The sequence below is a fragment of the Candidatus Binataceae bacterium genome (assembly GCA_035650475.1).
Lineage (GTDB): Bacteria > Desulfobacterota > Binatia > Binatales > Binataceae > JAKAVN01.
In genome coordinates this window covers 172,869-199,238 of record DASRHP010000006.1, presented here as the reverse complement: position 1 = coordinate 199,238, position 26,370 = coordinate 172,869, and the positions used below count along the sequence as shown (strand labels likewise).

General features: G+C 67.6%; 23 protein-coding genes. 11 read left to right on the top strand and 12 right to left on the bottom strand.

Annotation, left to right across the window (positions count from 1 at the left end; translation table 11 throughout):
• Positions 1-33: 33 nt before the first annotated feature.
• Both VFB33_03555 and VFB33_03550 read right to left on the bottom strand, forming a co-directional pair.
• Positions 34-795 carry a glucose 1-dehydrogenase gene (locus tag VFB33_03555; protein HZO80747.1) on the bottom strand — a complete coding sequence of 254 codons (762 nt, stop codon included), beginning with the start codon at positions 793-795 and terminating at the stop codon, positions 34-36.
• A gap of 46 nt (positions 796-841) precedes the next feature.
• Positions 842-1,513 carry an EthD domain-containing protein gene (locus tag VFB33_03550; GenBank protein HZO80746.1) on the bottom strand — a complete coding sequence of 224 codons (672 nt, stop codon included), beginning with the start codon at positions 1,511-1,513 and terminating at the stop codon, positions 842-844.
• Positions 1,514-1,672: 159 nt separating this feature from the next.
• Between VFB33_03550 and VFB33_03545 the strand changes: the two genes are divergently transcribed.
• Entirely contained in the window at positions 1,673-2,590 is a 918-nt protein-coding gene (locus VFB33_03545; protein HZO80745.1) for a cobalamin-binding protein, read from the top strand.
• A gap of 161 nt (positions 2,591-2,751) precedes the next feature.
• On the opposite strand, the gene VFB33_03540 is transcribed toward VFB33_03545, so the two are convergent.
• The 6 genes from VFB33_03540 to VFB33_03515 form a co-directional block, all read right to left on the bottom strand.
• Positions 2,752-3,675 carry an NAD(P)H-binding protein gene (locus VFB33_03540; GenBank protein HZO80744.1) on the bottom strand — a complete coding sequence of 308 codons (924 nt, stop codon included), beginning with the start codon at positions 3,673-3,675 and terminating at the stop codon, positions 2,752-2,754.
• 55 nt (positions 3,676-3,730) lie between these two features.
• The gene (locus VFB33_03535; protein ID HZO80743.1) at positions 3,731-4,735 is read right to left on the bottom strand and encodes a metallophosphoesterase; all 1,005 of its coding nucleotides are present in this window, start codon (positions 4,733-4,735) and stop codon (positions 3,731-3,733) included.
• A 13-nt stretch (positions 4,736-4,748) separates the two neighbouring features.
• Entirely contained in the window at positions 4,749-5,555 is an 807-nt protein-coding gene (locus VFB33_03530; protein HZO80742.1) for an HAD family hydrolase, read from the bottom strand.
• 16 nt (positions 5,556-5,571) lie between these two features.
• Positions 5,572-6,735, bottom strand: a complete 1,164-nt coding sequence (locus VFB33_03525) for an epoxide hydrolase (protein HZO80741.1) — start codon at positions 6,733-6,735, stop codon at positions 5,572-5,574.
• Between the two features lie 80 nt (positions 6,736-6,815).
• A complete protein-coding gene (locus tag VFB33_03520) occupies positions 6,816-7,562 on the bottom strand; it encodes an alpha/beta hydrolase (GenBank protein ID HZO80740.1) in 747 nt (248 codons plus the stop codon).
• A gap of 359 nt (positions 7,563-7,921) precedes the next feature.
• Positions 7,922-8,605 carry a VOC family protein gene (locus VFB33_03515; protein HZO80739.1) on the bottom strand — a complete coding sequence of 228 codons (684 nt, stop codon included), beginning with the start codon at positions 8,603-8,605 and terminating at the stop codon, positions 7,922-7,924.
• 345 nt (positions 8,606-8,950) lie between these two features.
• On the opposite strand from VFB33_03515, the gene VFB33_03510 reads away from it, so the two are divergent.
• The 4 genes from VFB33_03510 to VFB33_03495 all read left to right on the top strand — a co-directional run bounded on the left by VFB33_03510 (position 8,951) and on the right by VFB33_03495 (position 16,510).
• A complete protein-coding gene (locus VFB33_03510) occupies positions 8,951-9,514 on the top strand; it encodes an Lrp/AsnC family transcriptional regulator (protein HZO80738.1) in 564 nt (187 codons plus the stop codon).
• A gap of 2 nt (positions 9,515-9,516) precedes the next feature.
• Positions 9,517-14,073 (top strand): glutamate synthase large subunit, encoded by a 4,557-nt coding sequence (gene gltB, locus VFB33_03505; protein ID HZO80737.1) that lies wholly within the window; start codon positions 9,517-9,519, stop codon positions 14,071-14,073.
• Between the two features lie 153 nt (positions 14,074-14,226).
• Positions 14,227-15,672, top strand: a complete 1,446-nt coding sequence (locus VFB33_03500; GenBank protein HZO80736.1) for a glutamate synthase subunit beta — start codon at positions 14,227-14,229, stop codon at positions 15,670-15,672.
• Between the two features lie 16 nt (positions 15,673-15,688).
• On the top strand, positions 15,689-16,510 hold the full coding sequence (locus VFB33_03495; protein ID HZO80735.1) for a hypothetical protein: 822 nt from the start codon (positions 15,689-15,691) through the stop codon (positions 16,508-16,510).
• Positions 16,511-16,540: 30 nt separating this feature from the next.
• On the opposite strand, the gene VFB33_03490 is transcribed toward VFB33_03495, so the two are convergent.
• From VFB33_03490 to VFB33_03480, 3 genes are all read right to left on the bottom strand, one after another.
• The gene (locus VFB33_03490) at positions 16,541-17,158 is read right to left on the bottom strand and encodes a DsbA family protein (GenBank protein HZO80734.1); all 618 of its coding nucleotides are present in this window, start codon (positions 17,156-17,158) and stop codon (positions 16,541-16,543) included.
• A 159-nt stretch (positions 17,159-17,317) separates the two neighbouring features.
• Positions 17,318-17,764 (bottom strand): PaaI family thioesterase, encoded by a 447-nt coding sequence (locus tag VFB33_03485; protein HZO80733.1) that lies wholly within the window; start codon positions 17,762-17,764, stop codon positions 17,318-17,320.
• A 19-nt stretch (positions 17,765-17,783) separates the two neighbouring features.
• Positions 17,784-17,978, bottom strand: a complete 195-nt coding sequence (locus VFB33_03480; protein HZO80732.1) for a hypothetical protein — start codon at positions 17,976-17,978, stop codon at positions 17,784-17,786.
• Positions 17,979-18,293: 315 nt separating this feature from the next.
• Between VFB33_03480 and VFB33_03475 the strand changes: the two genes are divergently transcribed.
• The 3 genes from VFB33_03475 (at position 18,294) to VFB33_03465 (ending at position 21,825) form a co-directional block, all read left to right on the top strand.
• Entirely contained in the window at positions 18,294-19,598 is a 1,305-nt protein-coding gene (locus VFB33_03475) for a HAMP domain-containing sensor histidine kinase (GenBank protein ID HZO80731.1), read from the top strand.
• On the top strand, positions 19,591-21,054 hold the full coding sequence (locus tag VFB33_03470) for a sigma-54 dependent transcriptional regulator (protein HZO80730.1): 1,464 nt from the start codon (positions 19,591-19,593) through the stop codon (positions 21,052-21,054). Before VFB33_03475 ends, VFB33_03470 begins: the two co-directional genes overlap by 8 nt.
• Before the next feature lie 222 nt (positions 21,055-21,276).
• Positions 21,277-21,825, top strand: coding sequence for a hypothetical protein (locus VFB33_03465; GenBank protein HZO80729.1), 549 nt, complete (start codon positions 21,277-21,279; stop codon positions 21,823-21,825).
• A 137-nt stretch (positions 21,826-21,962) separates the two neighbouring features.
• Here VFB33_03465 and VFB33_03460 read toward each other — a convergent pair whose 3' ends face one another.
• Positions 21,963-23,396, bottom strand: coding sequence for a 4-hydroxyphenylacetate 3-hydroxylase N-terminal domain-containing protein (locus tag VFB33_03460; protein HZO80728.1), 1,434 nt, complete (start codon positions 23,394-23,396; stop codon positions 21,963-21,965).
• A 215-nt stretch (positions 23,397-23,611) separates the two neighbouring features.
• Here VFB33_03460 and VFB33_03455 point away from each other — a divergent pair, with 215 nt between their 5' ends.
• The 3 genes from VFB33_03455 to VFB33_03445 are packed head-to-tail and all read left to right on the top strand — an operon-like array spanning position 23,612 to position 26,326.
• Positions 23,612-24,391, top strand: a complete 780-nt coding sequence (locus VFB33_03455) for an SDR family oxidoreductase (protein HZO80727.1) — start codon at positions 23,612-23,614, stop codon at positions 24,389-24,391.
• A 13-nt stretch (positions 24,392-24,404) separates the two neighbouring features.
• Positions 24,405-25,169 (top strand): glucose 1-dehydrogenase, encoded by a 765-nt coding sequence (locus tag VFB33_03450; GenBank protein ID HZO80726.1) that lies wholly within the window; start codon positions 24,405-24,407, stop codon positions 25,167-25,169.
• Positions 25,170-25,222: 53 nt separating this feature from the next.
• Complete coding sequence (locus VFB33_03445) at positions 25,223-26,326, top strand: cobalamin-independent methionine synthase II family protein (protein HZO80725.1); 1,104 nt, start codon at positions 25,223-25,225, stop codon at positions 26,324-26,326.
• Positions 26,327-26,370: the final 44 nt, after the last annotated feature.

Sequence of the window (26,370 nt, the reverse complement as noted above, 5' to 3'; positions counted from 1 at the left end):
ATCTGAAGGCCGACCGCGCTCCTTTGCTCCCGGCTACTGCGCCGTGAGGGCGAAGTCGACCGGCATCGCGGCCCCGCTTACGAATGACGCCGAATTGGACATCAGCCACACCACCGCCTCGCCGATCTCCTCTGGCTTGCCCATCCGGCGCACCGGCTCCGCCGCCAGCAGCTTCTCGCGCATCCGCGGATGGCTGCCACTGATCTCGGCCACCATGGCGGTGTCTATCACGCCAGGGCACACGGCGTTGACCCGGATCGCGTTGCGCGCGTACTCCAGCGCCGCCACCTTGGTTAGTCCGACCACGCCATGCTTGGCCGCGGTATAGGCCGGCATCCCGTGCGAGCCGACCAGTCCCGCCGCCGACGCAGTGTTGACGATTGCACCGCCCGTGCCCTGCTTGAGCATCTGGAGAATCTCGTACTTCATGCACAGCCATACGCCCTTGAGATCGACGGCGATGACGCGGTCGAAGTTCTCCTCGGTGTCGTCGGCGGTCTTGAGCTGGCGCCCCGCGATACCGGCGTTGTTGTGCGCGCAGTCGAGCCGGCCGAAGTGTTTGACCGCCGCCGCCACCGTCGCTTCGACCTCGGCGGCACGCGTCACGTCGCACTTGTGGAACGCGGCCTCGCCACCCGCTCTCTTGATTAGAGCCACGGTCTCCTCGCCGGCGGGCACCGCGTCAACCACCAGCACTCTGGCGCCCTCGCGTGCGGCGGCCAAGGCTGAGGCCCGGCCGATTCCGCTCGCCGCGCCGGTTACCAAAGCGACCTTGCCCTGTAACAGTCCTGCCATTGTGAACCCTCCGAAAATGTGGATGACCGGTCCGCGCGCGCCCCGCTCAGCGCGCGGCGATCACGACGTGTTCCTGCGCCATGAAAAATCGCATCTGGGCGGTGTCGATGAATTCTGCGCCGTCGGCGAGCAACGCCTTGCCCGCGGCTCCGGCGAAGGCCGCCGCGAACTCCTCGGCATTCCTGAACCAGAGCTGGGCGACACCGTCGAAGCGCGGCTCCGCGTACAGGTACGCCTCGTCGATGAGATGCGACTGGACGTAGCGGCCGAGACCCGGCAGCTTGAGCGCGAGCGGTCCATGCACGCCGATCCAGTACTTGCGGAAGTCCTCCAGTGCCATGCCGGCCTTGCGCTTGAGCTGCCAGATCCCCTTGATAAGGCCGGCCCCGGTCGGACCGTCATTGATCACGTGGTCCTGCGTCGCCATCCACTCGACTCGCGTGAGGTCGATGAAGTTGCGCTCGTCGGCGAGCGCGCCGTCGAGATACTCAGGGCTGCGGCGCAAAGCCGCAATCGCGTCGAGCGACTCGATCAACACTTCGGCTTCGCCGTCGTAGGGCGAGTTGGCGTTGGGCGCGGGGATGCGATGGCTCTGGACGTAGCGGCGCAGCTGCGGGATGCGCGCCGCAATCGGTCCGTGGGTCTCGCGCCAGTAGCGATGGAACTCCGCTTCGTCCATCCCGGGTTTGCGCGTGATGAAATAATGGATGTGGACCATCGTGCGATCCTCCATGGTTTGCCCGTTGTATAGCGCAGCGCGCGCGGATTACGCCAATCGCCAAGCCCGCCCGCGACTGCGGGAGTTGCGCCGTCGTGCTGACACCCGGCGCGCGCCGCAGTACTCTCAAGCCCAGCCCCACGCATCAGGGAGACGCGCATGCATCGAATCGTAAGCCTGCTGCCGAGCGCGACCGAGATCGTATGCGCGCTCGGCTTTGAAGCCGACCTGGTCGGCCGCTCGCATGAGTGCGACTACCCGCCCGGGGTCGAGCGCCTGCCCGTGCTCACCGCGCCCAAGTTCAACCCCGAGCGACCGAGCGCCGACGTCGATCGCGAGGTGCGGCGGATCGTCGGCGATGCGCTGTCCATCTATCGGGTGGACACCGGCAAGCTGCGCGAGCTGGCGCCAGACGTAATCGTCACGCAATCGCAGTGCGAAGTATGCGCGGTGAGCGAGCGCGACGTCGAGGAGGCGGTTGCGGGATGGCTGGGCGAGCGCCCGCGGATCGTCTCGCTCAAGCCGTACCGCCTGAGCGACATCTTCGCCGACATCGAGCGCGCCGCCCGCGCGCTCGGTCAGCCGGCGCGCGGCGCCGCCGTCGTCGGCGAGTTGAGCGCACGGATGGACGCGGTCGCCGCGCGCACGCGCCGGATACGCGAGCGGCCGCGCGTCGCCTGCATCGAATGGTTGGACCCGCTGATGGCGGCGGGCAACTGGATGCCCGAGCTGGTCGAGATGGCGGGCGGCGAAAATCTCTTCGGCGCGCCCGGCGAGCATTCGGGCGGCCTCGACTATGACGCGCTGGTGGCCTCCGACCCGGACCTAATCGTGGCCGCGCCGTGCGGGTTCACGATGCGCCGCACGCTGGAGGAGTTGCCGGCGCTGGCCGCGCGTCCCGGATGGGCGGCGATGCGCGCGGTGCGCGAGGGGCGGGTTTTCGCCGCCGAGGGCAGCCAGTATTTCAACCGGCCCGGGCCGCGAATCGCCGAGTCGCTGGAGATCCTGGCCGAGATAATCCACCCCGGGCTCTTCCGCTTCGGTTACGAGGGCCGCGCCTGGCGGCGCGCGGCGTAGCGGTGCGGCTGGTTTCCTCTTGCTGGGGCCGGGCGTCTCACTGAAGAAGGCCAGCCGCATCGCAAATGATTCTTACTCCGCTTCCCTTCAGAGAAGGGGCCGGGGGTGCGTCGGTTGCCCAAACCGAAGCGTGCGCCGCCGAAGAAAGCCACACCACCGAGTCAGTGCGCGGCCTTCAGGTAGGCCATCCCGGCGCGCGCAGGGGTGAGCCGGATCGCGAACTCGGCGAGCAGCGGCGCGATATCGCAGGCGTTGTCGGCGAGCAGGAAATCGACCGCGTCGCGCGAAAACACCGGCCGCGGCAGGACTGCGCTCAGCCCCTCGGCGAGCGCGCCGCCCAGGCGCATCAGAGCTTCCGGCATCCGAACGATCGGCCGATGGCATCCGGTCAGCTCCATGATCAGCCGCACCATCTCCTCGAACGTCATCGCCTCCGGCCCGCCGACGTCGAAGACGCCGTTGCGGCCGCTCCCCCCGACCGCCATCGCGACGCACGCCGCGAGATCGTCAACCAGCACCGGCTGCACGCGCTGGCGTCCCGTACCGGGGACCGCGAAGACCGGCGCGTAACGCAGCGCGCGCGCGAGCATATTGGTAACCCGATCCTCCGCGCCGTAAACCAGCGAGGGGCGGAAGATCGTGTAATCGATTCCGGAGTCCCGAATCGCGCGCTCGGCGCGCCCCTTGGCGCGAAAGCCCGGTTGACTGCTGTTCTCGTCGGCGGCGGCGCCGCTGATGTAAATGAAGCGCGCCACCCCCGTCCTGCGCGCCGTCGCCAGCATCGCGACCGTTCCGCCGTAGTCCACGCGCTCGAAGGTCAGCCCCTGGCGCGGATTCTCGACCGGGTAGCCGTCAAACTGCGCGGCGTTAACGGCGACCTGCGCCCCGGCCATCGCCGGCTCCAGCGAGGCGGGATCGGTCACGTCGGCCTGCACGAATTCGGCGCCGGTGCCGGGAATACGCGCGCGGGCGGCGTCGGGATGGCGCGTCAGCACGCGCAGGCGGGCGGCGTCGCCGAGCCGGCGCACGATTGCCCGGCCGATAAAACCCGAGCCGCCGGCGATTGCCACCGTGGGACGTTCCATCTTCCGCGCCGATGTTTGCGCGCGCGCGGCTGCGCAGAGCGCCTCGGGCGACCGCTTAGGCCCGCTTCCGAAGCCGCCGCAACGGCCGCCGGATTCGCCGCGCTGGATGCCCGTGCGTGCTGGTCGCGGCGGCTGCGACCGCGGAGCTCTCCGACGCCGCCTGCGTGCTGTCGGCAAGCGGCGTCAAATGGAAATGCGAGACCTCGGGCCGGCAGTTGATCCGGATTCGCAGCCAGTAGGTCCCCAGTCCGCGGTTCGTATAGATATAGAAGTCGCGGTAGCGGTTGAGCCCGGCGTAAAACTCCTTGCCGATCCTGAGCAGCTTGAGCGGCGAGCCGTAGTAGGGCAGGCGCACCACGCCGCCGTGCGTATGCCCGGAGAGCATCACACCCGGATTGAAATGGCGCGCGTAGAGGGCGGTATCGGGATTGTGAGCGAGCACCACCGTGCACTCGCCCGGCCGCACCTTGGCAAACGCGCGCGAGGGCTCGGCGCGGCGCGACCACAGGTCATCGATCCCGACCACCACCAGCGTCTCCCCGCGGAGGGCCACGCGATGGCTTTCGTTGGCGAGCACGCGGACACCGGCGAGCCTGAGCGCCTCGGCGATCCGCTCGAACGACGACCAGTGGTCGTGGTTGCCGGCGACCGCAAAGACCCCGAGGCGCGGCGCGAGCATCCGCAGCGCGTCGCGAAAGCCATCGAGATAATGGCGCATCGTCTGCGGCCCGGTGAAGTAATCGCCCGTGAGGAACACAAAGTCGGGATGCTGCTGGTTGGTCGCCCGCACCGCGAGGATCAGCCGTTCGAGGTCCTCGTCGCGATCGACGTGGAAGTCGCTGAGCTGGCAGGCGACCAGGCCTTCGAGCGCCGCCGGCAGCCCGCGCACCGGCAGGCGCACGCGCGCGACGTCGATCTCGTCCAGCGTGCGGCGCCAGATGCGATGGAGCGGGCGGAGTGGAACCGGCGGGCGGGGGCGGCGCGCGCGCGGCGGGGGTTTGCCCTCGGCCGCCGCGGCGTCAACATCGATCACGCTTGCGAAAGAGCCCGCCTTCGCCATCGGAACCGGAATTTTAGAATATTTCCAGCAGGGCGCGAAAGTTGCTCAGCACGGTCACCCGCTCGTCGCCGAAATCGACCTCTTCGTGCTCCAGCTCCCAGGTATGGGGGTGCGGGATGAAGACCGCACGCAGGCCGGCGCGCAGCGCGGGATTGATATCCGAGCGCGGGCTGTTGCCGATCATGAAGGCGCGCGCCGGATCCAGCGCCGCCGCCTCGACCAGCCGCCGGTAGGCCGCGTCATCCTTTTCCGGCGAGACTTCGACGTGGCTGAAATGGCGGCCCAGGCCCGAGCGCTCGAGCTTGCGCAACTGCTCGTCGCGCCGGCCCTTGGTGAACAGCGCCAGGCGATGGCGTCCGGCGAGCGCGGCGATTGTCGCCTCGACCCCCGGCAGCAGCTCGCAATGACGGCCCATCAGATGCGCGCCGATGCGCTCGGCGGCGGCGGCCAGGGCCGCGCGCGCCATCGCCGGCGCAAGCTCGGCGGCGACCCGGCGCATCAGGACGACGTACGGCTCGCGTCCATAGCCGTGGCTGCGTATGATCTCCAGCTCGCGCCGGCGCATCGTCGAACGCACGGTTTCGTGCGTACCGGCGCCGGCCGCGACCAGGGCAGCGACGAACTCGGCCTCGGCTTCGAGGAAATGGATGTTGGAATCCCACAACGTATCGTCGGCGTCGAAGACCAGATGAAGGGGAAGGCCGTCGCGCGCGCCGACATGGCGATGCAGCCGCGGCGTCGCCGTCCGCGCTCGCACGGCGCCGTCATGGGCCGACTCGTGGTCGGCGTCGCGATGAATTGACGGCTTCGGTTCGCCCACGTCGCAAACGCCCGCGTCAGCGCAGCGGGCGGAAGAACGCGCGGATATCCTCGACCAGCTTATCCGGCTCTTCCATCGGGGCAAAGTGGCCGCCCGAGGGGAACACCGTCCAGCGCTTGAGGTTGTAGTAGCCCTCGGCCCATCGCCGCGGCATCAGGATGATCTCCTTGAGAAAAACCGCGGCGGCGGTCGGCGCCTCGACCACCGGCTTGCGCTCGTGCGCGGGCCGCCACGGATTGTGTGCCGCCTCGTAGTAGTAGCGCGCCGAGGTCCCATAGCTCTGGGTCACCCAGTAGAGCGTCATCGTGGTGAGCAGATCGTCCTTGCTGAACCGCCGCTCGAGGTCGCCGCCGCAGTCGCTCCACGCGCGCCGCTTCTCGACCAGCCATGCGCACAGGCCGGCGGGCGAGTCGTTCATCGCGTGCGCGATGGTCTGCGGGCGGGTGAGCTGAATCGCCGAGTAGCCGCTGCCCTCGTGGAAGAACGTCATCGTCCGCTCGTACCATCCCTCTTCGCCCGGACCGTACATCGAACGCTCCGGCATCCCGCCGGCAAACGCGGTGAGCGGGACGAGCAGATGGAGGTGCACGCCGTAAAGCAGTTCGGCGTACTTGTGTCCGAGCTGCGCGGAGACCAGCGCGCCCCAGTCGCCGCCCTGCGCCGCGAACTTTTTGTAGCCGAGCACCTCGCGCATCAGCGCGACCCACAGATCGGCCGTGCGCCAGTAGTTGACGCCCGGCGTGGTCAGCGGCGTCGAGAACCCGTAGCCCGGCAACGAGGGCACCACAACGTCGAAGGCGTCGGCCGGGTCGCCGCCGTGGGCGGCGGGGTCGGCGAGCGGGCGGATCACCTTGTGGAAGTCGTAAAACGTCCACGGCCATCCGTGAGTCATAATGATCGGAATCGGGCGCGGGCCACGGCCAGGCTCGTGGATGAAATGGATCGGGACGCCCTCGATGCGGGTGATGTAGTGATGGAAGGAATTGATCGCGCGCTCGACGCGCCGCCAGTCGTAGCCGTCGATCCAATACTCGACGAGCTGCCGCAGGTAGGCGGTAGCGGTGCCGTACTGCCAGGAATCGTTGGCGAAGTCGGGCGCAAAGCGCGTCCGTTTCAGCCGCTCCTTCAAATCATTCAGCGTGTCGTCGGGGACCGCGACGGTGAACGGCTCCTTGCTCATGGCGCGCGCGCCTCCTTGGGGCGGAGCGGATGCTAACCCCTGGCGCGCGGGCGACGCAATCGCGATGAAGGGATAGGTGGCTAGACGGCGGGGCTCTCAGAGGCGCGCGCAGATTGGCGTTCGGCGCCGCGTCGTGGGAGCAGCGATACCAGCAGGCGATAAACCTCGCGGTTGACGACCATGCTGACGTGCCCGCCGGACACTTCATGGTTGGTGCCGTCGGCGCTGACGCAGGCGCGCCAATCGACCACCTCATCCTCGCGTGTGTAGATCGAGCTGAGCTGGACCTTGCGCGGGAAGTCCCCGGCGACGGCGCCACCGAAGCGGCAGCCGCAGCGCTCGGTGCCGCATTGCGACGGCAGGTTGTTCAGCGCATGCCACAGCGTCTGGAACGCGCGCATCGCCGGCCGGTAGCGCGCGCGCACCACGTTCCAGTCCATCCGCGCGGGCGAGCCGAGCGTAATCACGCGGCAGATACGCTCGGGCGAGGTCGTGGCCAGCGCGCGCGCCAGCACGCCGCCCAGGCTGTGGCCGACCAGCACGGCGGGTGCGCCGCACTCGTCAGTCAGATGCGCCAGGCGCCATCCCAGGCGCTCGGATTTCTCGTTGGGGCATCCGACGTTCCAGTCGATGCCGGAGAGGTAGGGCCGGTAGCCCACGCGCGCCAGCCAGCGCGCCATCGTCGCCAGCGACCAGTCGCCGGCGAAAAATCCGGGAATCAACAGCACCGGCGTGCCCTCGCCGCGGATGGTATCCGTGCCATAAAAGAGCGGGTCGCAGAGCAAGCGGGAGAGGTGTTGGGCGAAATCAATAAAGGACTCGCCCATCAGAGGCTGGAGCAGCGTAGCGTTACCTCCGTTCTTCAGTCGTCGGCGCCTGCATGAGCATGGCGATTCGGGCTCTCGTCCCGATTTCCAGGCTGCGTCCTTCTACCGGATATTTTACTCCTGCGTAAAGCGCGTTGCGCATGCTTTTGGACAGGAGCGCGGGGGGCATACGGGTGACTGTCGCGGCATGAGTAGTGCCACGATGTTTCAAGAGGTTAAACGCGGCAGCCAGCAGGTCGATTAGGCTTTTCGCCTCGGCTGTCGGTAAGACTCGCCGCGCGCGCGGCTTGCGTACCCAGGCCGGGCGATAAGCCGAAACCTGGCCCGAAAACCCCTGGCCAGGTCAAATACGGCAGGCCCTAGTTCTTGCGCACAACGGGCGGCGTCGGCTGGCTCAGCGCCGCCGTGAGCTCCGCGTCGCTCATCTGCGAGAGCTTCTCCCAGCGCCCCAGAGGGAATTCCATCGGCGGCTTGTCGAGCTTCGGATTGGGCACGGCGCCGCCCCGCGACTCGAAGGAGGGCGGGTTCTTGTAGCGCTCCAGCTCGCTCGGATGGATTCCGGCCAGCCGCACAACCTCGGGATCGATCCACGCTTCGGCGTCGATCGGCTTGCCCTCGGAGGTCGAGAACTCGAGCATGATGCCTTCGGGCGCTGCGAGATAGATCGACTTGCAGAAGCCGTGATCGATCGGCCCCATCACCCAGTGGCCGTGGGAGCGGACGCGGTCGCGGATCGCGAGCAGTGCGGCTTCGTCATCGACGTTCAGCGCCAGATGCTGCATCACGCCGGCGGCGACCGGCGCCGCCGTCCACGCGGCGTGCGACACGCCCTTAATCGGTTGAATCTCGCCGATCTCGGGCGACTGGACGAACGCGATCGAGCTGTTGCCCATCTTGACGAAGCCGTGGAAGGTTTTCTCCACGCCGTGCATCCAGTACAGCGCGACCAGTTCCATCCCCACCACCTGGCTGTAGAACTCGATCTGCTTTTTGATGTCCTTGGTGCAGATCGCGATGTGGTGTACTCCGTTCGGGAGACCCATCGTGGACCCTCCAGGGCTGGATTCGCGAAGCCCCGCGGCAGGCTTCGCTCAAGCGCCACTGTGATACGAAACGCGCTTTTGCGCAAATGCTCGACCCACCGGCGCACGCCCGGCGGTGCCGATTGAGACGGGTGACCGCCGCGCGCCGTGGCATCCGCGCCCGGCGCTTGCCTCTACGCCTTCTGAGCAGTCAAGATAAGGCTAATCGACTCATTGGCCGTGCAATATTAGGATTGCGAGCGGCGATCCCTCGTAAATGCCGCTTCGCTGTCGCGTCGTCCTAAGAAACCCTTGACAAATGCGTCCGGTCTGATAGCTTCGGCTCTCCGCAGTGAGGTTTTCCTTATGAAATTAGGCGGAGAGGCCCCCGAGCTCGACGCGATCGACCTGCAGATCCTCTCGATCCTGCAGGAGCACGGCCGCATCGCGCACGTCAAGCTTGGCGAGCAGGTGGGGCTGTCGGCGCCATCGGTTATCGAACGGGTCAAGAAGCTCGAAGACAGCGGCATCATCACCGGCTACCACGCCGCGGTTGACGCCAAGCGCCTGGGCAAGGACGTAACCGCCTTTATAGGCGTTTCGATCGGCCACCCCAAGACGATCGGACTGTTCGAGCAGACCGTCGAGCTGCTCGACGACGTGCTCGAATGCCATCACGTCACCGGCGAGCACACCGTCCTGCTCAAGGTTAAAACCTCCAACACCTCAACCCTTGAGGAGCTCATCCGCACCATCCGGCTGATCGAGGGCGTGACCCGGACCGAGACGATGGTGGTGCTGTCAACCCATACCGAACGCACGCAGATCGCCGTTCACGGCGAAGGACATGCGGAGGCAGGCAACGGCCGGCGCCATCGCCATCATCACGGCCACGGCAAGAACGGCGCGGCAGAAACGAAAAGGTTATAGCGATGCATCCACGACACAGCATCCCGCGGCCACAAGGCCTTTACGATCCGGCGCATGAACACGACGCCTGCGGTGTTGGCTTTGTCGTCAACATCAAGGGCGAGCGCTCGCACGACATCCTGCAAAAGGGCCTCCGGGTGCTTGACAACCTCACCCACCGCGGGGCCTGTGGATGCGATCCGCGCACCGGCGACGGCGCGGGTGTCCTGATGCAAATTCCGCACGAGTTCTTCGCCCGTGAGGCCGACAAGCTGGGCTTCGCGCTGCCCCAGCCGGGCGAGTACGGCGTCGGACAGATCTTCCTGCCGCTCGATGCCGGCCGGCGCAGGGCCGCCGAGGCGCTCGTCGATCGGGTGGTGCGCGAGGAGGGGCAGAAGCTGCTCGGCTGGCGCACGGTGCCGATCGTGGAGAGCGCCTGCGGCGACATCGCGCGCCGCGGGCTGCCAGCGATCCGCCAGGTCTTCATCGGGCGCGGCGACGCGGTCGCGGACCAGGAGGCGCTCGAGCGCAAGCTCTACGTCATCCGCAAGCGCGTCACCAACGAGGCCGCCGCACTAGGCCTGGCCGAGGGCGAGCTGTTCTACGTGTGCAGCCTCTCGGCGGCGACCATCGTTTACAAGGGCCAGCTCATTTCGCATCAGATTCCGCAGTTCTATCCCGACCTCGGCGACGCGGCGGTCAAGACGGCGCTGGTGATGGTGCATCAGCGCTTCTCGACCAACACCTTCCCGAGCTGGGACCGCGCCCATCCCTACCGCTTCCTGTGCCACAACGGCGAGATCAACACGCTGCGCGGCAACATCAACTGGATGGCGGCGCGGCAGAAGCAGTTCGTCTCGCCGCTGTTCGGCGATGACATGCGCAAGCTGCTGCCAATCATCGAGCCCAACGGCAGCGACTCGGCGATGTTCGACAACTGCCTGGAGCTGCTGGTGCGCACCGGGCGTTCGCTGCCGCACGCGATGATGATGATGATCCCGGAGGCGTGGCAGAACGACGCGCTGATGAGCCCGCCCAAGCGCGCCTTCTACGAATACCACTCCTGCCTGATGGAGCCGTGGGACGGCCCCGCCTCAATCGCCTTCACCGACGGCCGGCGCATCGGCGCCGTGCTCGACCGCAACGGCCTGCGCCCGTCGCGCTACCTGGTGACCAAGGACGGACTGGTCGTGATGGCTTCGGAGACCGGCGTGCTCGACATTCCGCCCGCGCAGGTCGCCTACAAGGGCCGCCTCCAGCCCGGCCGCATGTTCTTCATCGATACGGTCGAAGGCCGCATCGTCCAGGACGAGGAAATCAAGGAAACGATGGCGGCGCGTAAGCCGTACCGCCAGTGGCTGGAGCAAAACCTGGTCGCGCTTGACGAGCTGCCCGAGCCGCCCAGCGCGCCCGCGATCGCCGGCTTCGAAGGCTACGACCTGCTCAAGCAACAGCAGGCTTTCGGCTACACGATCGAAGAGCTGAAAATGATCCTCGCCCCGATGGCGGTCAACGGGCAGGAGCCGGTGGGCTCGATGGGCACAGATACGCCGCTGGCCGTGCTCTCGGACCGCTCGCCGCTGCTGTTCAATTACTTCAAGCAGCTCTTCGCCCAGGTCACCAATCCGCCGATCGATCCGATCCGCGAGGAGATGGTGACCTCGGCGATCACCACGATCGGCGCCGAGCAGAACCTGTTCGAGGAAACCCCGCTGCACTGCCGCCAGCTCAAGCTCGCCGCTCCCGTGCTGACCAACGCCGAGCTGGAGAAGATCAAGCGGCTGGCGATGCCGGGGCTGCGCACGGTCACGCTCTCAACGCTGTACCGCGCGGACGACGGCGAGGCGGGACTGCGCGCCGCGCTCGACGAGCTGTGCCGGCGCGCCTCGGACGCGATCGCGCAGGGCCACACGATAATCGTGCTCTCCGACCGCGGGGTAAATGAGGAGTTCGCGCCGATTCCGAGTCTGCTCGCGACCGGCGCCGTCCACCATCATCTCATCCGCGAGGGCACCCGCACACGCGCGGGCATCGTGGTCGAGTCGGGCGAGCCGCGCGAAGCGATGCACTTCTGCCTGCTGGTCGGCTACGGTGCCGGCGCGGTCAATCCCTACCTCGCCTACGCCACGATGGCGCGGATGATCGAGGAGGGCGTGCTGAAGGGCATCGGCGAGGAGGAGGCCGTCGAGCATTTCAACAAGGCGGTGGTCAAAAGCATGATCAAGGTCGCCTCCAAGATGGGGATCTCGACCGTGCAGAGCTACCGCGGAGCGCAGATCTTCGAGGCGATCGGGCTAAGCCACGAGCTGGTCGAGCGCTACTTCACCTGGACTGCGTCGCGCGTCGGCGGCGTGGGGCTGGAGGCTATCGCGCGCGAGACCCGCAATCGCCATCGCCGCGCCTTCGAGATCATGCCCAACCTCGACGGCGAGCTCGAGGTCGGCGGCCAGTACCAGTGGCGCCGGCGCGGCGAATTCCACATGTACAACCCGAACACCATCGCCAAGCTTCAGCACGCGGTGCGCTCGGGCAACTACAAGCTGTTCAAGGAATACTCGCGGCTCATCGACGAGCACAGCCGCAACCTCGCCACCCTGCGCAGCCTGCTCAAGTTCAAATTCGACCGCCCGCCGGTGCCGCTCGAGGAGGTCGAGCCGGCCTCCGAGATCGTCAAGCGCTTCAAGACCGGCGCAATGTCGTTCGGCTCGATCAGCAAGGAGGCGCACGAGAACCTCGCGATCGCGATGAACCGCATCGGCGGCAAGTCCAACACCGGCGAGGGCGGTGAGGACCCCGCGCGCTTCGTGCGTGATCCCAACGGCGACTGGCGGCGTAGCGCGATCAAGCAGGTCGCCTCGGCGCGCTTCGGGGTGACGAGCTGGTACCTGGTCAACGCCGACGAGCTCCAGATCAAGATGGCGCAGGGCGCCAAGCCCGGCGAGGGCGGCCAACTTCCCGGCCACAAGGTCGACGAGTTCATCGCCAAGATCCGCTACTCGACGCCAGGGGTGGGCCTGATCTCCCCGCCGCCCCATCACGACATCTACTCCATCGAGGACCTCGCCCAGCTCATCCACGACCTCAAGAACTCCAACCCGCGAGCGCGCGTAAGCGTCAAGCTGGTGGCCGAGGTCGGCGTCGGCACGATCGCCGCCGGCGTGGCCAAGGCCAAGGCCGACGTGGTGCTGATCAGCGGCCACGACGGCGGCACCGGCGCCTCGCCGCTCCAGTCGATCAAGCACGCCGGCATCCCGTGGGAGCTCGGGCTCGCCGAGACCCAGCAGATCCTCGTGATGAACGGGCTGCGCGGGCGTATCCATGTGGAGACCGACGGCCAGCTCAAGACCGGGCGCGACGTCACCATCGCCGCGCTGCTCGGCGCCGAGGAGTTCGGCTTCGCCAGCGCGGCGCTGGTCGCCTCGGGCTGCATCATGATGCGGGTGTGCCATCTCAACACCTGCCCGGTCGGGATCGCGACTCAGGACCCCGAGCTGCGCAAGAAGTTCGAGGGCAGGCCCGAGCACGTGGTCAACCTGATGATGTTCATCGCGGAGGAAGTGCGCGAGTACATGGCCAAACTCGGCTTCCGCACGCTGGCCGAGATGGTCGGACACGTCGAATGCCTCGACCCCAACGAGGCGATCCAGCACTGGAAGGCGCGCAACGTCGACCTGAGCCAGATTCTCTATCGCCCGCCGGTCGGCCCCGACGAGCCGCTGCACTGCGTCGAGAAGCAGGACCACGGAATCGACAAGGCGCTCGACCAGCAGCTCCTGGAGCTCTGCCGCGACGCGCTCGAACATCGCAAGCCGGTCGAGGTCAACCTCCCGATCCGCAATGTCAACCGCACCGTGGGCACGATCCTCTCCTCCGAGGTGTCGCGCCGCTTCGGCGAGCAGGGTTTGCCGCCCTACACGATTCGGATCCATCTCAAGGGCTCGGCCGGGCAGAGCTTCGGCGCGTGGCTGGCGCCGGGCGTCGCGCTCTACCTCGAAGGCGACGCCAACGACTACTGCGGCAAGGGATTGTCGGGCGGCTTCATGGCGGTGCGGCCGCCGCGCGAGGCCACCTTCAAGGCCGAGGAAAACATCCTCATCGGCAACGTCGCGCTCTACGGCGCAACCGGCGGCGAAGCGTTCTTCTCCGGCGTTGCCGGCGAGCGCTTCGCGGTGCGCAACAGCGGTGCGACCGCAGTGGTCGAAGGCGTGGGCGACCACGGCTGCGAGTACATGACACGCGGACTGGTGGTCGTGCTCGGGCGCACCGGGCGCAACTTCGCGGCCGGGATGAGCGGCGGAATCGCCTACGTGCTCGACGAGGACGGCGGCTTCGGCTCGCGCTGCAACACCGGGATGGTCGAGCTGGGACCGCTCAGCGACGCCGAGGAGATAAAGCGCGTTCATGCGCTGATCGTGCGCCATCACCAGTACACTGGCAGCAAGCGCGCCGAGCACATCCTCGCCGACTGGGACGCCTGGGTCGGCAAGTTCGTCAGGGTGATGCCCACCGAGTACCGGCAGGTGCTCGAGCGCCAGCATCTGGGCGCGAGCAACGACATGGCGCGCCTGGCCGCGGTGTAGAGCGCCGGTTTTTTGCGTTGGCGCGCGTCTTTACCGTGCGCCGGCGGGCTTCCGAACCGTTCTGCCCGCCTTTCCCTTTAAGGAAGAGGCGGAGGCCGCTCGGATTGCCGAGCTGCAAAGTGCGCTATGCGTTTGAAGGGAGAGCAAGTTTAGATGGGCAAGATCACCGGCTTCATGGAGATCCTGCGCGAGACTCCGGCGCGCCGCCCGGTGGCCGAGCGGCTGCGCGACTGGCGCGAGTACGATCTCAAGATGCCCGAGGACAGGCTGCGCGCGCAGGGCGCGCGCTGCATGGATTGCGGCATCCCCTTCTGCCACAAGGGTTGCCCACTCGGCAACATCATCCCCGACTGGAACGATCTCGTCTATCGTGGGCGCTGGCGCGAGGCGCTCGAGCGGCTGCACTCGACCAACAATTTTCCCGAGTTCACCGGCCGCGTATGTCCGGCGCCATGCGAGGAGGCCTGCGTCCTCAACATCAACAACGACCCGGTCACGATCAAGCTCCTCGAAAAGAACATCATCGACCACGCCTGGAGCGAGGGATGGGTCGCGCCGCAGCCGCCGGCGCGCAAAAGCGGCAAACGAGTGGCGGTGATCGGCTCGGGGCCGGCCGGGCTCGCCTGCTCGCAACAGCTCGCCCGCGCGGGCCACGAGGTGACGCTCTACGAGCGCGCCGACCGGATCGGCGGCCTTCTGCGCTACGGCATCCCGGACTTCAAGCTCGAGAAGCACCACATCGACCGACGCATCGAGCAGATGCGCGCCGAGGGCGTGAAGTTCGTCACCAGCTGCCGCGTCGGCGTCGATCTCCACGCCGACGACCTGCGCGCCAGGCACGACGCGATCGTGCTCACGATGGGCGCGACCAAACCGCGCGACCTTCCGATCCCCGGGCGCGAGCTTAAGGGCGTGCACTTCGCGATGGAGTTTCTGCCGCAGCAGAACAAGCGCAACGCCGGCGATACGATCGATCCCGCGCTTTCGATCACGGCCAAGGACAAGAAGGTCGTCATTCTCGGCGGCGGCGACACCGGCTCCGACTGCCTGGGCACCGCCAACCGCCAGGGCGCGCGCCTGGTCTATCAGTACGAACTGCTGCCGATGCCGCCCGAGCGGCGGACCTTTGCGATGCCGTGGCCGGACTGGCCGATGATCCTGCGCACTTCGACCTCGCACGAGGAGGGCGTGCTGCGCGACTGGAGCATCAATACCAAGCGCTTCATCGGCGAGGGCGGCGTGCTCAAGGCGCTCGAAGGCGTCAAGCTCAAGTGGAAGCAGGACAACGGGCGGATGGTGATGGAGGAGGTGCCGGGGAGCAATTTCATCCTCGAGTGCGACCTGGTGCTGCTCGCGCTGGGCTTTCTCGGCCCTGAGCCCGACGGGTTCATCAGCGAGTTGGGAGTGCAGCTCGACCCGCGCAGCAACGTGCTGTGCGAGAACTACATGTCGAGCGTGCCGGGCGTGTTCGCGGCAGGCGACTCCCGGCGCGGCCAGTCGCTGGTGGTATGGGCGATCTGGGAAGGGCGCGAATGCGCGCGCGCGGTCGACGCCTGGCTGATGGGCGAGACCTTCCTGCCCGCCAGTCCCGAGCCGTAGCGCAGCGAGGGCAACGATGGTCGTTTATCTCGCCCCCGACGCTTTCGACCATCTCTACCGCAAGGTCGGCTGTACCGCGGCTGACATCGCCGCCCTGCGCGCGGCGATCTACGGCCGCGCATTTTCGATCCCGCTGAGCATCCATACGCTCGAAGAAATTTTGCTTGCGCGCAAGGCCGCTCCGCAGGCGCGCGCCGCGCAGATCCGGATGCTGCTTTCGGTGAGCAGTCCGCGCACTCTGCTCAAGCCCGCCGAGGAGCTGCTGCTCGACGACGTGCGCTCGTTCGCCACCAGCGGCCAACCGGCAAGCCCGATCCTGCGCGGCGAGCCGCAAAACGCGGTGAGCGCCGGAATTTCCGCCCTGCTCGAAAGCGACGGCGAGGAGCTGGACGAGGATTTCCTCCAGACGCTGGAAGTCGCGCGCCGCCAGCGCGAATCGCTCGGCGCTGAAATCGCCGGCCTGCAAGCGGCAAGCGCCGCGCCGTCGGGCGGGTTCGACGAATACCTGCGCGAGCAGGCGCCACGTATCGCCGCGGCGCTCGCGGGGCAGGCGGGCGTCGCCACGCAGTGCGAGGCGCGCGGGATCAACGAGCTGCTCCGGGTAAAAAGCGTGCGGATGTGGACCGGCGCGGCGCTCGCGCTGGCGCGCGAACGCGCCCTCGACGGCCGGGCGCCGGGCGCCGACGAACTGGGCGGCGCGGTCCACGCGGTCGCAGCGGCTGCCTCCGCCGATGCGCTCGTCACCGATAGCAATCCGCTGCGGGCGCTCGCTTCGGGCGTCGGCGTGGAGGGCTTTACCGCGATCGATCTGAAAAGCCTGCTCGCGCGGACCGCGTGATCGCCGGGGCCAAGGAGCGCGTCCGACCGCTCACCGGCGGCGCAGGCCCATCGCGTCGAGCTTTTTGACTACCCACTCGATTCGGTCGTAGCCCCAGAACAGCTCGCCGTCGACCACGAAGCTCGGGACGCCGAAGACGTGGTCTTGCGCGGCCTCGGCGAAGCATCGCTTAAGGCGCGGCTTGGCCTCGCGCTCCTCGTCCGCGATCCAGCGGCGGAAGGCCGCAGTGTCGGCGCCGACTTCCTCGAGAATCGCGGCGAGCGCCTCGGGGTCTTCGACTTCGAGCTCGCCCTTCCAGAAGCGATTGTAAACGCGGTCGGAGTACGGGCGGAACAGCCCCTGATCCTCGGCGCAAAAGCCGCCATAAAAGGCGCGCCGCGCGCTGAAGATCTTCTTCGGCGGATAGATCACCATCCCGCGCTCGCGCGCCATCCGACGCGCGTCAAAGTACAGGTAGCGCAGCCGCTTGCGCTCGCGCTCGGGGCGCGTCGGGACGTCGCCGTACACGCCTCGGATATCGACGCCGTAGGGGATGAAGCGCAGGCGAACGTTGTGCGAGCGCTCCAGCGCGTAGGCCGGGTCCTTGGCCAGGTAAGTAAAGGGACTGGTGTAGGCGAAGTAGAACTTGATTTCGAGCGGCTCGTTCATCGTGGCGCCAGACCAGCCTACAAAGCTCGGGCGCGCGATGCGAGGGGTGGATTGAGGCTGCCAGTGCAACGAGATCCTCCACAGACGGCGTGCGACGCAAGAGAGATAAGCGCGGCTTCGCAGGCAGGCCCGATCGCGCTTCGTGCGCGGCGCGCTGCCTTACCGCTTCGAAATCGCCCAGACTGAGCTTGCGGTCAGCGCGACGGCGCCGTTGGGGTCCGTCACTTGCGCTTCGAGAAAGGCGAGCGCGCGCGTGCGGCGCAAGACCCGCGCGCTGCCCTCGATCCGGCCGGGGCCGAGCGCGCGCAGAAAATTGACCTTGAACTCCGCGGTCATCGCCCACTCGCCCTCCTCCAGCACCGACGCTATCGCCGTAGACAGAAGCTCATCGACGAAGACGGCCAGGTAGCCGCCCTGCAGCGTGCCGAACGGGTTGAGCGCGGCCGCCGGCTGTTCCTTCCATACCCAGCGCGACGTTCCCGGCGCGAACTCCAGCGGCGCCATTCCGAGCGCCAGGTTGGGGGAGGAGTATTCGCTGACGCGATTCTCCCGGATTAGCCGGTTGAGCGCGTCGAGCGGACCGTGAGCGTCGGGCCTGGATGCCAAGCGTCCACTCCCGTCGCGGTCATCCGAGACCGGCGAGCTTGCGCGCATAGGCGGCCACACTCTTGAAGCTGTACTCGCGGCAGGCCCGCAGCTTTTCCGTCTCGAAGCCTTGGATCGGCGCCGGCAGCCGCGTCCAGTCGGCGTCGTGGCCGGTGAACACAACTTCCTTGGCCGGCCCGGCCTTCACGTGGATTTTGACCAAGTTGTCGCACATTCTGAAGCCGGCTTCTCGACGATGTTCTCGAACAGGACCGGCGCGTCGTTTATGGCAACGGATCCGACGGCCTGGCGATCCCCTCAAGGCGGGCCTCTCTGCAGGCCAAAAATTACTTAGGCGAATTAACAAACTTGCTTGGCTATTTCAAACTGCGGAGCCCGGCGAACCGAGATTCCCCCGAAGCACGCGCGGCTGCGCCGCAGGCGCTGCGGCATCCCCGATTGATTGGAGCCGTCGGCGCCGCCACAATTGATGGGACGGCGGAGCACCAGGCGCATAACCCCTCGCTGCGCGGGCGCCGCTCCGCACCCGATGTCATCTCCGTACACCGACTCCGCACTCGTCGCCGCCGACTTCGAGTCGTTCCGCCGCCAGGAGTCGATCTTCACCATCCTCGAGCTCGCGCTGATCGTCGCCCTGCTGCTCGCGACCGCCCTGTTCAGGCCCTATTTCGGCGAGCCATCGGCGCCGATCGTGATTGCGCTGCTGACGGGTTTCGCGATCGGCGCCGTTCAGCTCGCCTGGCTCCATGCGCGAGACGTCCCGCCGGACCCGGCCATGCTGCCGATGCTTGTCTGGTGGTCGATCGGCTTCAACGCCGCGCTGGTCGCGACGCTGCTCTTTCTCGCCGGCAGCGAGGACAACCAATACTTCGTGCTGATGGTGGTGCCGGTGCTGGAGGCGGCCTTCCGGCTGCCGCTGTGGCCGGCGCTGGGCGTGATCGCACTGGCCGACGCGCTCAATTTTCTCGCCGCCTATCCGCTCCACTCGACCAACGAGTACTTCGAAGCCGGCGCGTCGTCGGTGATCTTCACCGTGGTCGGCGTGCTGGTCTGGCTGCTGGTGAACAACCTGCGCGAGCGCGAGGCGCGGCTGCGCGGCAATCTGGAAGAGCTTGCGCGCACGCGCGAGCGCCTGCTCGCCGAGGAAAAGCTCGCCGCGGTAGGACGGCTCTCCAGCGCGATCGCCCACGAGATCCGCAACCCGGTCGCGATGATCTCCAGCTCATTGGCGACCGCCGAGCGCCCGGGGCTCGATGCGGCCGAGCGGCGCGAGATGTTTGCTATCGCGGCGCGCGAGGCCGAGCGCCTGGCGCGGCTGACCGCCGATTTTCTCGCCTACGCGCGCCCGCGCGGGCCGCGCCTGACGCGCGAAAACGTGGCCGCCGCGCTCGCGCACGTCGCCGCCGCCGCGGGCGCGCACGCGGGGCAGGCAGGGGTCGTGCTCGGGGTCGAGGCTGACCCGGCGCTGGAGGCGGAGTTCGACGCGATGCAGATGCATCAGGCGCTGCTCAACCTAGTGCTCAACGCAATCGACGCCTGCAACAGCGGCGGGAGGGTAACGCTCAGCGCCGCCCCCGCCAACGGCGCCGGCGCAATGCGCCTGGAGGTGGCCGACTCGGCGGGGCCGATCCCACCCGAGACCGTCGCCCATCTCTTCGAGCCCTTCTTCACGACCAAACGCGGCGGCACCGGGCTCGGCCTGGCGATCGCGCGCAACGTCGCCCGTGCGCATCGCGGCGACCTGCGCCTGAGCCGCAACGAGCCTGGGCGGGTATGTTTTTCGATCGAGATTCCGGCACACGGCCCTGCGGGGGTGGAGGGCCACGATGGCTAGATTACTGGTGGTGGATGACGAGCCTGGGATGCGGCGGATCCTGAGCTCGAACCTGCGGCAGGAAGGCCACGAGGTGATCGAGGCAGCGGGCGTCGCGGCCGCCCGCGCCGCGCTCGGCGAGGCGTCCTTCGACGCCGTGATCACCGATCAGAAAATGGCCGACGGCGAGGGGCTGGAGGTGCTGGCGGCCGCGCGCGAGGCGGATTCGGCGCTCTCGGTGGTGTTCCTGACCGCGTTCGCCACGGTCGAACTGGCGGTCGAGAGCATGCGCCGCGGCGCCTTCGATTTCATCACCAAACCGTTCACGCCCGAAGTGCTGGCGGCGACGGCGCGGCGCGCGGTCGAGCACACTTCGCTGCTGCGCGAGAATCTCCGTTTGCGCGACGCAGTGGTGCGGCTGGAAGGCTCGTCGGAAATCCGCGGGCAAAGTGCGGTGATTCGCGAGCTGCGCGAGCGCATCGCACGCGTCGCGCCGACCAACGCCACCGTGCTGATCATCGGCGAGACCGGCACCGGCAAGGAGCTGGTCGCCCGCGCGATCCATCGCAGCAGCGCGCGCGCGGCCAAGCCGTTCGTTGCCATCAACTGCGCGGCGTTCACCGAAACCCTGCTCGAGAGCGAGCTGTTCGGGCATGAGCGCGGCGCGTTCACCGGAGCCGACCGCGCGCGCGAGGGGCTGTTCGAGGCCGCCCACGAGGGTACGCTGTTCCTCGACGAGGCGGCTGAGATGTCGATGGCGGCGCAGGCCAAGCTGCTGCGCGTGCTGACCGACGGGATGGTCACCCGGCTAGGCTCGACCAAGCCGCGCCGGACCAACGTCCGCCTGCTGGTCGCGACCCATCGCGATCTGCGCCGGCGCGTCGCCGAGGGCTCCTTCCGCGAGGACCTTTACTATCGGCTCGCCGTGGTGCCGCTGGCGATCGCGCCGCTGCGCGATCGGCGCGAGGACATCCCCGAGCTGTGTGAGCTCTTCCTGGCGCAGGCCGCGCGCGATCTCAAGGTTGCGCCGCGTCGGATCGCGGCCGCGGCAATGCGCGCGCTCATGGCGTACGACTTCCCCGGCAACGTCCGCGAACTGCGCAACCTTATCGAACGCGCGTGCATCCTGTCGGCGAGCGAAGAAATCGGCGCGGAGAATTTTCCGGTCGCGACGCGCAGCCCGCAGTCGGGCGAGGCGGCAGCGGCCCCCGGTCTTGCCGCGCCGGGCGCTGGGCCGGCTGCCGGCGGGCGTTCGCCTACGCCGGAGGAGATCGCGGCTATGATGCCCGAGACTTTCTACCTGCGCGCCTTCCTCAACGCGTTGGAGAAGGCGCTCATCCAGCGTGCCCTCAAGGCGACTGGCGGGGCACAGGCCGAGGCCGCCCGCAGGCTCGGCCTCTCACGGAGTTACCTCTCTTACAAGCTGGACAAACACGGTATCAAGGCGGTCGGCGAACCGCATCCGCGGGCTTCCTAGCTGTCCGAAAATTTGAACGCCGAAGTCAGTGTTCAAAAAATAGTACGCAAATGTGGCTTCAACCAAGGTTAGCTTCGAGCTCGTATGGTTCCGAAAACACCAATCGTTCGTTCGGAAATGTTAGCCAGCTACACTGTATCTCCCGATTGGCATCACGGTTGCTGATACATCCCGCAACGGCCGGCGCCGTTCAAAGAAGCGCCCGCCAAGGAGGATCAGCAATTGAGTTCGATCAGGCTTACGCGGGCACTGGCGGTGGCGGCGATTATCGCTCTGGCCTCGCCGCTTTTCATACGCGGGATAGCCGCCGCCGAGGACAGCGAAGTCAGGATCAAGCGGACATCGGTTGACATCAGCCATGGAAGCGGGGCGGAGCCTGGCGATCACGCGGACGTCACCGCGGTATTCAAGCTGCGCAGCCAGGACGGCTGTGAAAGTCCCGATAAGGTGCTCAGCGGCGCGGTCGTGACGATGGCCGAGGGAAGCTGCGCCAGCGCTCCGCAGGCGCGCGTTACCATTCCCTCCTTCCGGCGCGTGTCGGGAACCAACCTGGAGGTGTTCGAGGGAGAAACCATAGAAGGCGAGACCGCCGACGCGGTGGTGCGCAGGATGCCGACTCCGGCCAACGCGTGCGCCAAGTTCAAGTTGAAGGTGGATGTATCGCACGCTGACCTGTCCTCGATAAACGCCAACCCGCTCGCCTTGGCGATCCATCTGCCCGACGGCTCCTCGGGGTGCGCCGAGGTCAACAGCGCGCGCATCGACCAGTAGACGGCTCAGTCCGGTCACCCCCAGCCGGACTACCCGGCCCACGATGGGCGAGCTCGCCGGCGGCGCAGGCCGCCGGCGACCCTTTTTTCAGAAGTCAGCCCCGCACCACGGTCTTCGGGTTCCCACTCCCCTCGCGGTCATCCGAGACCGGCGAGCTTGCGCGCATAGGCGGCCACGCTCTTGAAGTCGTACTCACGGTAGGCCTGGAGCTTTTCCGCTTCGAAGCCGCCCTCGGCGTGGACCGCCAGCACCTCCTGGTAGCCGCCGAAGTCGGAGGCGGTAAGGTCGCCGATCATGTTGAGCAGACGCAGCCGCGCCTCGGCGTCGAAGCCCTTGGCCCCGCCCATGTACTTCATCACGTAGGCGCGCGTCGCCTCGCTGGTCAGATCCTCCGCCGCGGGCGCGGTGACGAGCAACCCGCCGGCGAGGTCCTGCACGATCTGCACCGCCTGATGGTAGTTATGCGCGAAGTGATACTTGGCCACGTTGGTGAGCAGCGTGTTCGGTACCGCCAGCCCGTCCTCGAGCGTGCACGCAGCGGCGGCATGCTCGATCAACCCGCGCACCGTGCTGTGATAGGCAGCCAGATAAGTCAGCTTGTCGCGCACGTGAGCGGCGCGCAGCACGCCGTTGGCCTCGGCGATCGCGTAGCCCGCGCCCGCGAGCAGCTCGAGCAGCGGCAGCTTGTAGGAGACCGCGGTGAAGCGATGGTAACGGACGAAGGTCAGCGCGAGCAGGCCGGCGAAGTCGACCTCGCCGCACAGGAACAGGCGCTCGCGCGGGACGAAGACGTCGTCGAACACCGTCAGCGTCTCCATCATCTTGTGCCGCGCGCTCAGTGGATGTTCGAATTCGTTCTTGTGGCTCGAGCCGTGCGGGCTCGCGATGAGCTTGAGCCCCGGCGTGTCGATCGGCAGCGCGAAGGCAACTGCGTAGGGCTTGTCCTCGGCACGCATCGCGCGGGTGGGCAGCACGATGACCTCGTTGGAGTTGGTCGAAACCGAGGTATGGACCTTGGCCCCGCGCACCACGATCCCGTCGGGGCGCTCCTCGACCACCCGCACGTAGTAGTCGGGATGCTCCTGGGCGGTAGGGCCGAGCGCGCGGTCGCCCTTGACGTCGGTCTGCGCCACCGCCACCGCGAGGTCGTTGTCGCGGCAATAGCGATGGTACTTCTGGACGCGCTCGCGGTACTCGGGCTTGCCGGCCGCCGCCAGCCGCTCGCCGATAATGTGCAGGGCGTAGAGCGCGTCGGTGCCGATCTCCTTGATCAGCACGACCAGCGTCGCCCCCTCGCGGGTCGAGGCCGCGATAAGCTGGCTGCGCTTGAGCAGGTCGTCAGCCGTGCGCGGCAGATGGTAATAGCGGCTGTACTCGCCGCCCCCGTCGCGCATGACGGCAAGCTCGCGGTACTTCGGATCCTCGGCCATCCGATAGTCGATGCAGGCGTGCTCGACGGCAATCCCAATGACCGGATGCCGCGTTACGTCGGCGACCCTTTCGCCGCGGAAGAACACCGCGCGCCCGTCGCGCAGCGACTGCTTGTACTGTTCGGCTGTCTTCAGTCCCATGGTGGGTCACCTGCGATGCTGGATTTGGTCGGCGCGCCGGCCGCGGCGCTCGACTTGCCCGACTTCGACAGGCCAATATAGGAGCCCACGGCGGCCAGGTCCAACCGGACGGGAGCCCGGAGTGGAACAAGCGGCCGTGCAGGGACGCTCGCCCTACTGGGCGGCTCCCAAAAGCGGCGCGCACCTGACTTTCTCATACGGGGGCGATTGCGGAAATGGTGTCTTCAAAGATGTTCGACCTCAGCGGCAAGGTCGCGCTGGTCACGGGCGGCAACCGCGGGATCGGCGCGGCGATCGCGCTCGGGTTGGCCGAGGCGGGCGCCGCGGTTGCCATTGCGGCTCGCGACGAGCGCAAGAATGCCGAAACGCTGGAGCGGCTCAAGGGGCTGGCGGTGCCCGCGATGGCGCGCCGGCTCGACCTCAAGCAGCGCCGTGAGTTGAGGCCCGCCTTCGAGGAGGTCGAGCGGCGGCTGGGCCCGGTCGATATCCTGGTCAACAACGCCGCCTACGCAACGCTTACCGGCGTGCTCGACACCAGCGAGGAGGACTGGGACGGCGTCATGGAGGTCAACCTCAACGCCGCGGTAATTCTCTCGCGCTATGCCGCCAAGTCGATGATCGCGCGCGGGCGCGGCGGCAAGATAATCAACGTCACCAGCCTCGCCGCCTCCTTCGGCAGTGCGGTCTTCCCCTCCTACGCCGTCGCCAAGGGCGGGCTCGCCCAGCTCACCCGCTCGCTCGCGATCGAGCTGGCCCCGCACAACATCCAGGTCAACGCGCTGGCCCCGGGATGGTTCTCCACCGACATGACCGAATGGATTCGCACCGGGCCGGAATACGACTGGCTGCTCAAAGAGATGGTCCAGCGCACGCCGCGCGGTCGCTTCGGCGACCCCGAGGAGCTCAAGGGTGCGGCGGTCTTCCTCGCCTCCTCCGCCTCGGACCACATGACCGGCGCCGACCTGCTCATAGACGGCGGCTTCTCGATCCGCTGAGAGGAAAATCGCGATGGCGGCGCCGCAGATGTTCGACCTGAGCGGCCGCGTGGCGGTGGTCACCGGCGGCAACGGCGGGATCGGGCGCGGAATCGCGCTGGGCCTTGCTGCGGCCGGCGCCGCGGTCGCGATCCTCGCCCGCAACGAGAGCAAGAACCGCGCCGTGCTCGAGGAGCTGCGCGCGCGGGGCGTGGGTGCGATCGCGCGCACGCTCGATGTGACCCAACGCGCGGCGCTGGCGCCCGCGATAGCCGAGGTCGAGCGCGCGCTCGGCCCGGTGGATATCCTCGTCAACAACGCCGGGATCGCGATTCCCGGCGGCGTGCTCAAAGCCGATGCCGCGAGCTGGGATCGCGTGCTCGAGACCAACCTCAACTCGTGCTTTTTGCTCTCGCAGATGGCGGCGCGCTCGATGGCCGCGCGCCGGCGCGGCAAGATTATCAACATCGCCAGCGAGTACTCGCGCTTCGGCAACCCGATCGCCCCGTCCTACGCCGCCTCCAAGGGCGGGCTGGTGCAGCTGACGAAGTCGATGGCGGTCGAGTTGGCCCCGCATAACATCCAGGTCAACGCGATCGTGCCGGGATGGATCGAGAGCGAGATGACCGCGCCGATTAAGGGCCGCCCGTTCTACGACGAGATCATCCGGCGCACGCCGGCCGGCAGGCTCGGCATGCCCGAGGAGTGCGCGGGCGCGGCGATCTTCCTTGCCTCTTGCGCCTCCGACTTCGTTACCGGCGCAACGATCTTCGTTGACGGAGGCTACGCGATCCGCTGACACACACGCGCACCTCGCCGGCCGTCCGCGCGCCCGGCAGGGAGGGTTTGACCATGTCGTTGATGTACCGTGCGGAGGTTATCGGCTCGATGTTGCGGCCCGCCTGGCTCAAGCAGGCGCGGCTCGACTTCGCTGCCGGCCGGCTCTCGATCGGACAGTTCAAACGCCTTGAGGACCGCGCGGTGGACGCAGCGATCGCGCTCCAGGAACGATGCGGGGTGGACGTGGTCACCGACGGCGAGATGCGCCGCTCGGGCTTCGTCGCTCCCCTGACCGATTATGTTGAGGGCTTCGAGGCGGCGGCGTTCGACACCCGGCGATGGCGCGGCGGCGTGGCCGAGGACGGCGAAGTCAATCTGCCGGTGCCGCTGACCGTGACCGGCAAGCTGCGCCGGCGCCGCTCGCTGACCGCCGAAGAGTTCATCTACGCGCGCGCCCGCGCCGCGCGCCCGCTCAAGGCGACGCTGCCGAGCCCGCTGATGCTCGCGCTGCGCTGGTCGCCCGAGCACTCGGCGGCGGCCTATCCCGACCCGTTCGCCTTGTTCGCCGATGCGGTCGACATCCTGCGCACTGAGGTTGACGAGCTGGTAGCGCTGGGCTGCGAATACATCCAGATCGACGCGCCCGAGCTCGCGACCCTGATCGATCCCTCCACGCGCGAGCGCGTTTACGCCGCGCACGGGATTTCGCCCGAGCGGATGCTCGGCGAAGGCGTCGAGATGCTCGACGCGGTGGCTGATGCCTCTGAGATCACCTTCGGGCTCCATCTGTGCCGCGGCAACAATGCCGGTCACTGGATGAGCGCGGGCGGCTACGAGGCGATCTCGCGCGAGGTCTTCGCGCGCGCCATGCGCTACCATATCTTCCTGCTCGAATACGACACGCCGCGCGCGGGATCGTTCGAGCCGCTGCGCGACGTCCCGGCCGACAAGCGCGTCGTGCTCGGCCTGGTCTCGACCAAGACCGACGCGCTCGAAACCTCTGAGGCGCTCATCGCGCGGATCGACGAAGCGGCGCGGTATTTTCCGCGCGAGCAGATGGCGCTTTCGACGCAGTGCGGCTTTGCCTCGGTGGTGGCGGGAAATCCGATTGCCGAGGCGACGCAGGAGAAGAAACTTCGCCTGGTCGCCGAGGTCGCCCGCCGGGCGTGGCCCTGAACCGGGGGGATGGGGTCCGGCGAGACCGGCCACTTCCGCGTAGC

Excerpts from the sequence above, each read along its gene's own strand:
- VFB33_03555 (HZO80747.1), bottom strand. The coding sequence starts at position 795 with ATGGCAGGACTGTTACAGGGCAAGGTCGCTTTGGTAACCGGCGCGGCG.
- VFB33_03550 (HZO80746.1), bottom strand. The coding sequence starts at position 1,513 with ATGGTCCACATCCATTATTTCATCACGCGCAAACCCGGGATGGACGAA.
- VFB33_03545 (HZO80745.1), top strand. The coding sequence starts at position 1,673 with ATGCATCGAATCGTAAGCCTGCTGCCGAGCGCGACCGAGATCGTATGC.
- VFB33_03540 (HZO80744.1), bottom strand. The coding sequence starts at position 3,675 with ATGGAACGTCCCACGGTGGCAATCGCCGGCGGCTCGGGTTTTATCGGC.
- VFB33_03535 (HZO80743.1), bottom strand. The coding sequence starts at position 4,735 with ATGGCGAAGGCGGGCTCTTTCGCAAGCGTGATCGATGTTGACGCCGCG.
- VFB33_03525 (HZO80741.1), bottom strand. The coding sequence starts at position 6,735 with ATGAGCAAGGAGCCGTTCACCGTCGCGGTCCCCGACGACACGCTGAAT.
- VFB33_03520 (HZO80740.1), bottom strand. The coding sequence starts at position 7,562 with ATGGGCGAGTCCTTTATTGATTTCGCCCAACACCTCTCCCGCTTGCTC.
- VFB33_03515 (HZO80739.1), bottom strand. The coding sequence starts at position 8,605 with ATGGGTCTCCCGAACGGAGTACACCACATCGCGATCTGCACCAAGGAC.
- VFB33_03510 (HZO80738.1), top strand. The coding sequence starts at position 8,951 with ATGAAATTAGGCGGAGAGGCCCCCGAGCTCGACGCGATCGACCTGCAG.
- gltB (HZO80737.1), top strand. The coding sequence starts at position 9,517 with ATGCATCCACGACACAGCATCCCGCGGCCACAAGGCCTTTACGATCCG.
- VFB33_03500 (HZO80736.1), top strand. The coding sequence starts at position 14,227 with ATGGGCAAGATCACCGGCTTCATGGAGATCCTGCGCGAGACTCCGGCG.
- VFB33_03495 (HZO80735.1), top strand. The coding sequence starts at position 15,689 with ATGGTCGTTTATCTCGCCCCCGACGCTTTCGACCATCTCTACCGCAAG.
- VFB33_03490 (HZO80734.1), bottom strand. The coding sequence starts at position 17,158 with ATGAACGAGCCGCTCGAAATCAAGTTCTACTTCGCCTACACCAGTCCC.
- VFB33_03480 (HZO80732.1), bottom strand. The coding sequence starts at position 17,978 with ATGTGCGACAACTTGGTCAAAATCCACGTGAAGGCCGGGCCGGCCAAG.
- VFB33_03475 (HZO80731.1), top strand. The coding sequence starts at position 18,294 with ATGTCATCTCCGTACACCGACTCCGCACTCGTCGCCGCCGACTTCGAG.
- VFB33_03470 (HZO80730.1), top strand. The coding sequence starts at position 19,591 with ATGGCTAGATTACTGGTGGTGGATGACGAGCCTGGGATGCGGCGGATC.
- VFB33_03460 (HZO80728.1), bottom strand. The coding sequence starts at position 23,396 with ATGGGACTGAAGACAGCCGAACAGTACAAGCAGTCGCTGCGCGACGGG.
- VFB33_03455 (HZO80727.1), top strand. The coding sequence starts at position 23,612 with ATGGTGTCTTCAAAGATGTTCGACCTCAGCGGCAAGGTCGCGCTGGTC.
- VFB33_03450 (HZO80726.1), top strand. The coding sequence starts at position 24,405 with ATGGCGGCGCCGCAGATGTTCGACCTGAGCGGCCGCGTGGCGGTGGTC.
- VFB33_03445 (HZO80725.1), top strand. The coding sequence starts at position 25,223 with ATGTCGTTGATGTACCGTGCGGAGGTTATCGGCTCGATGTTGCGGCCC.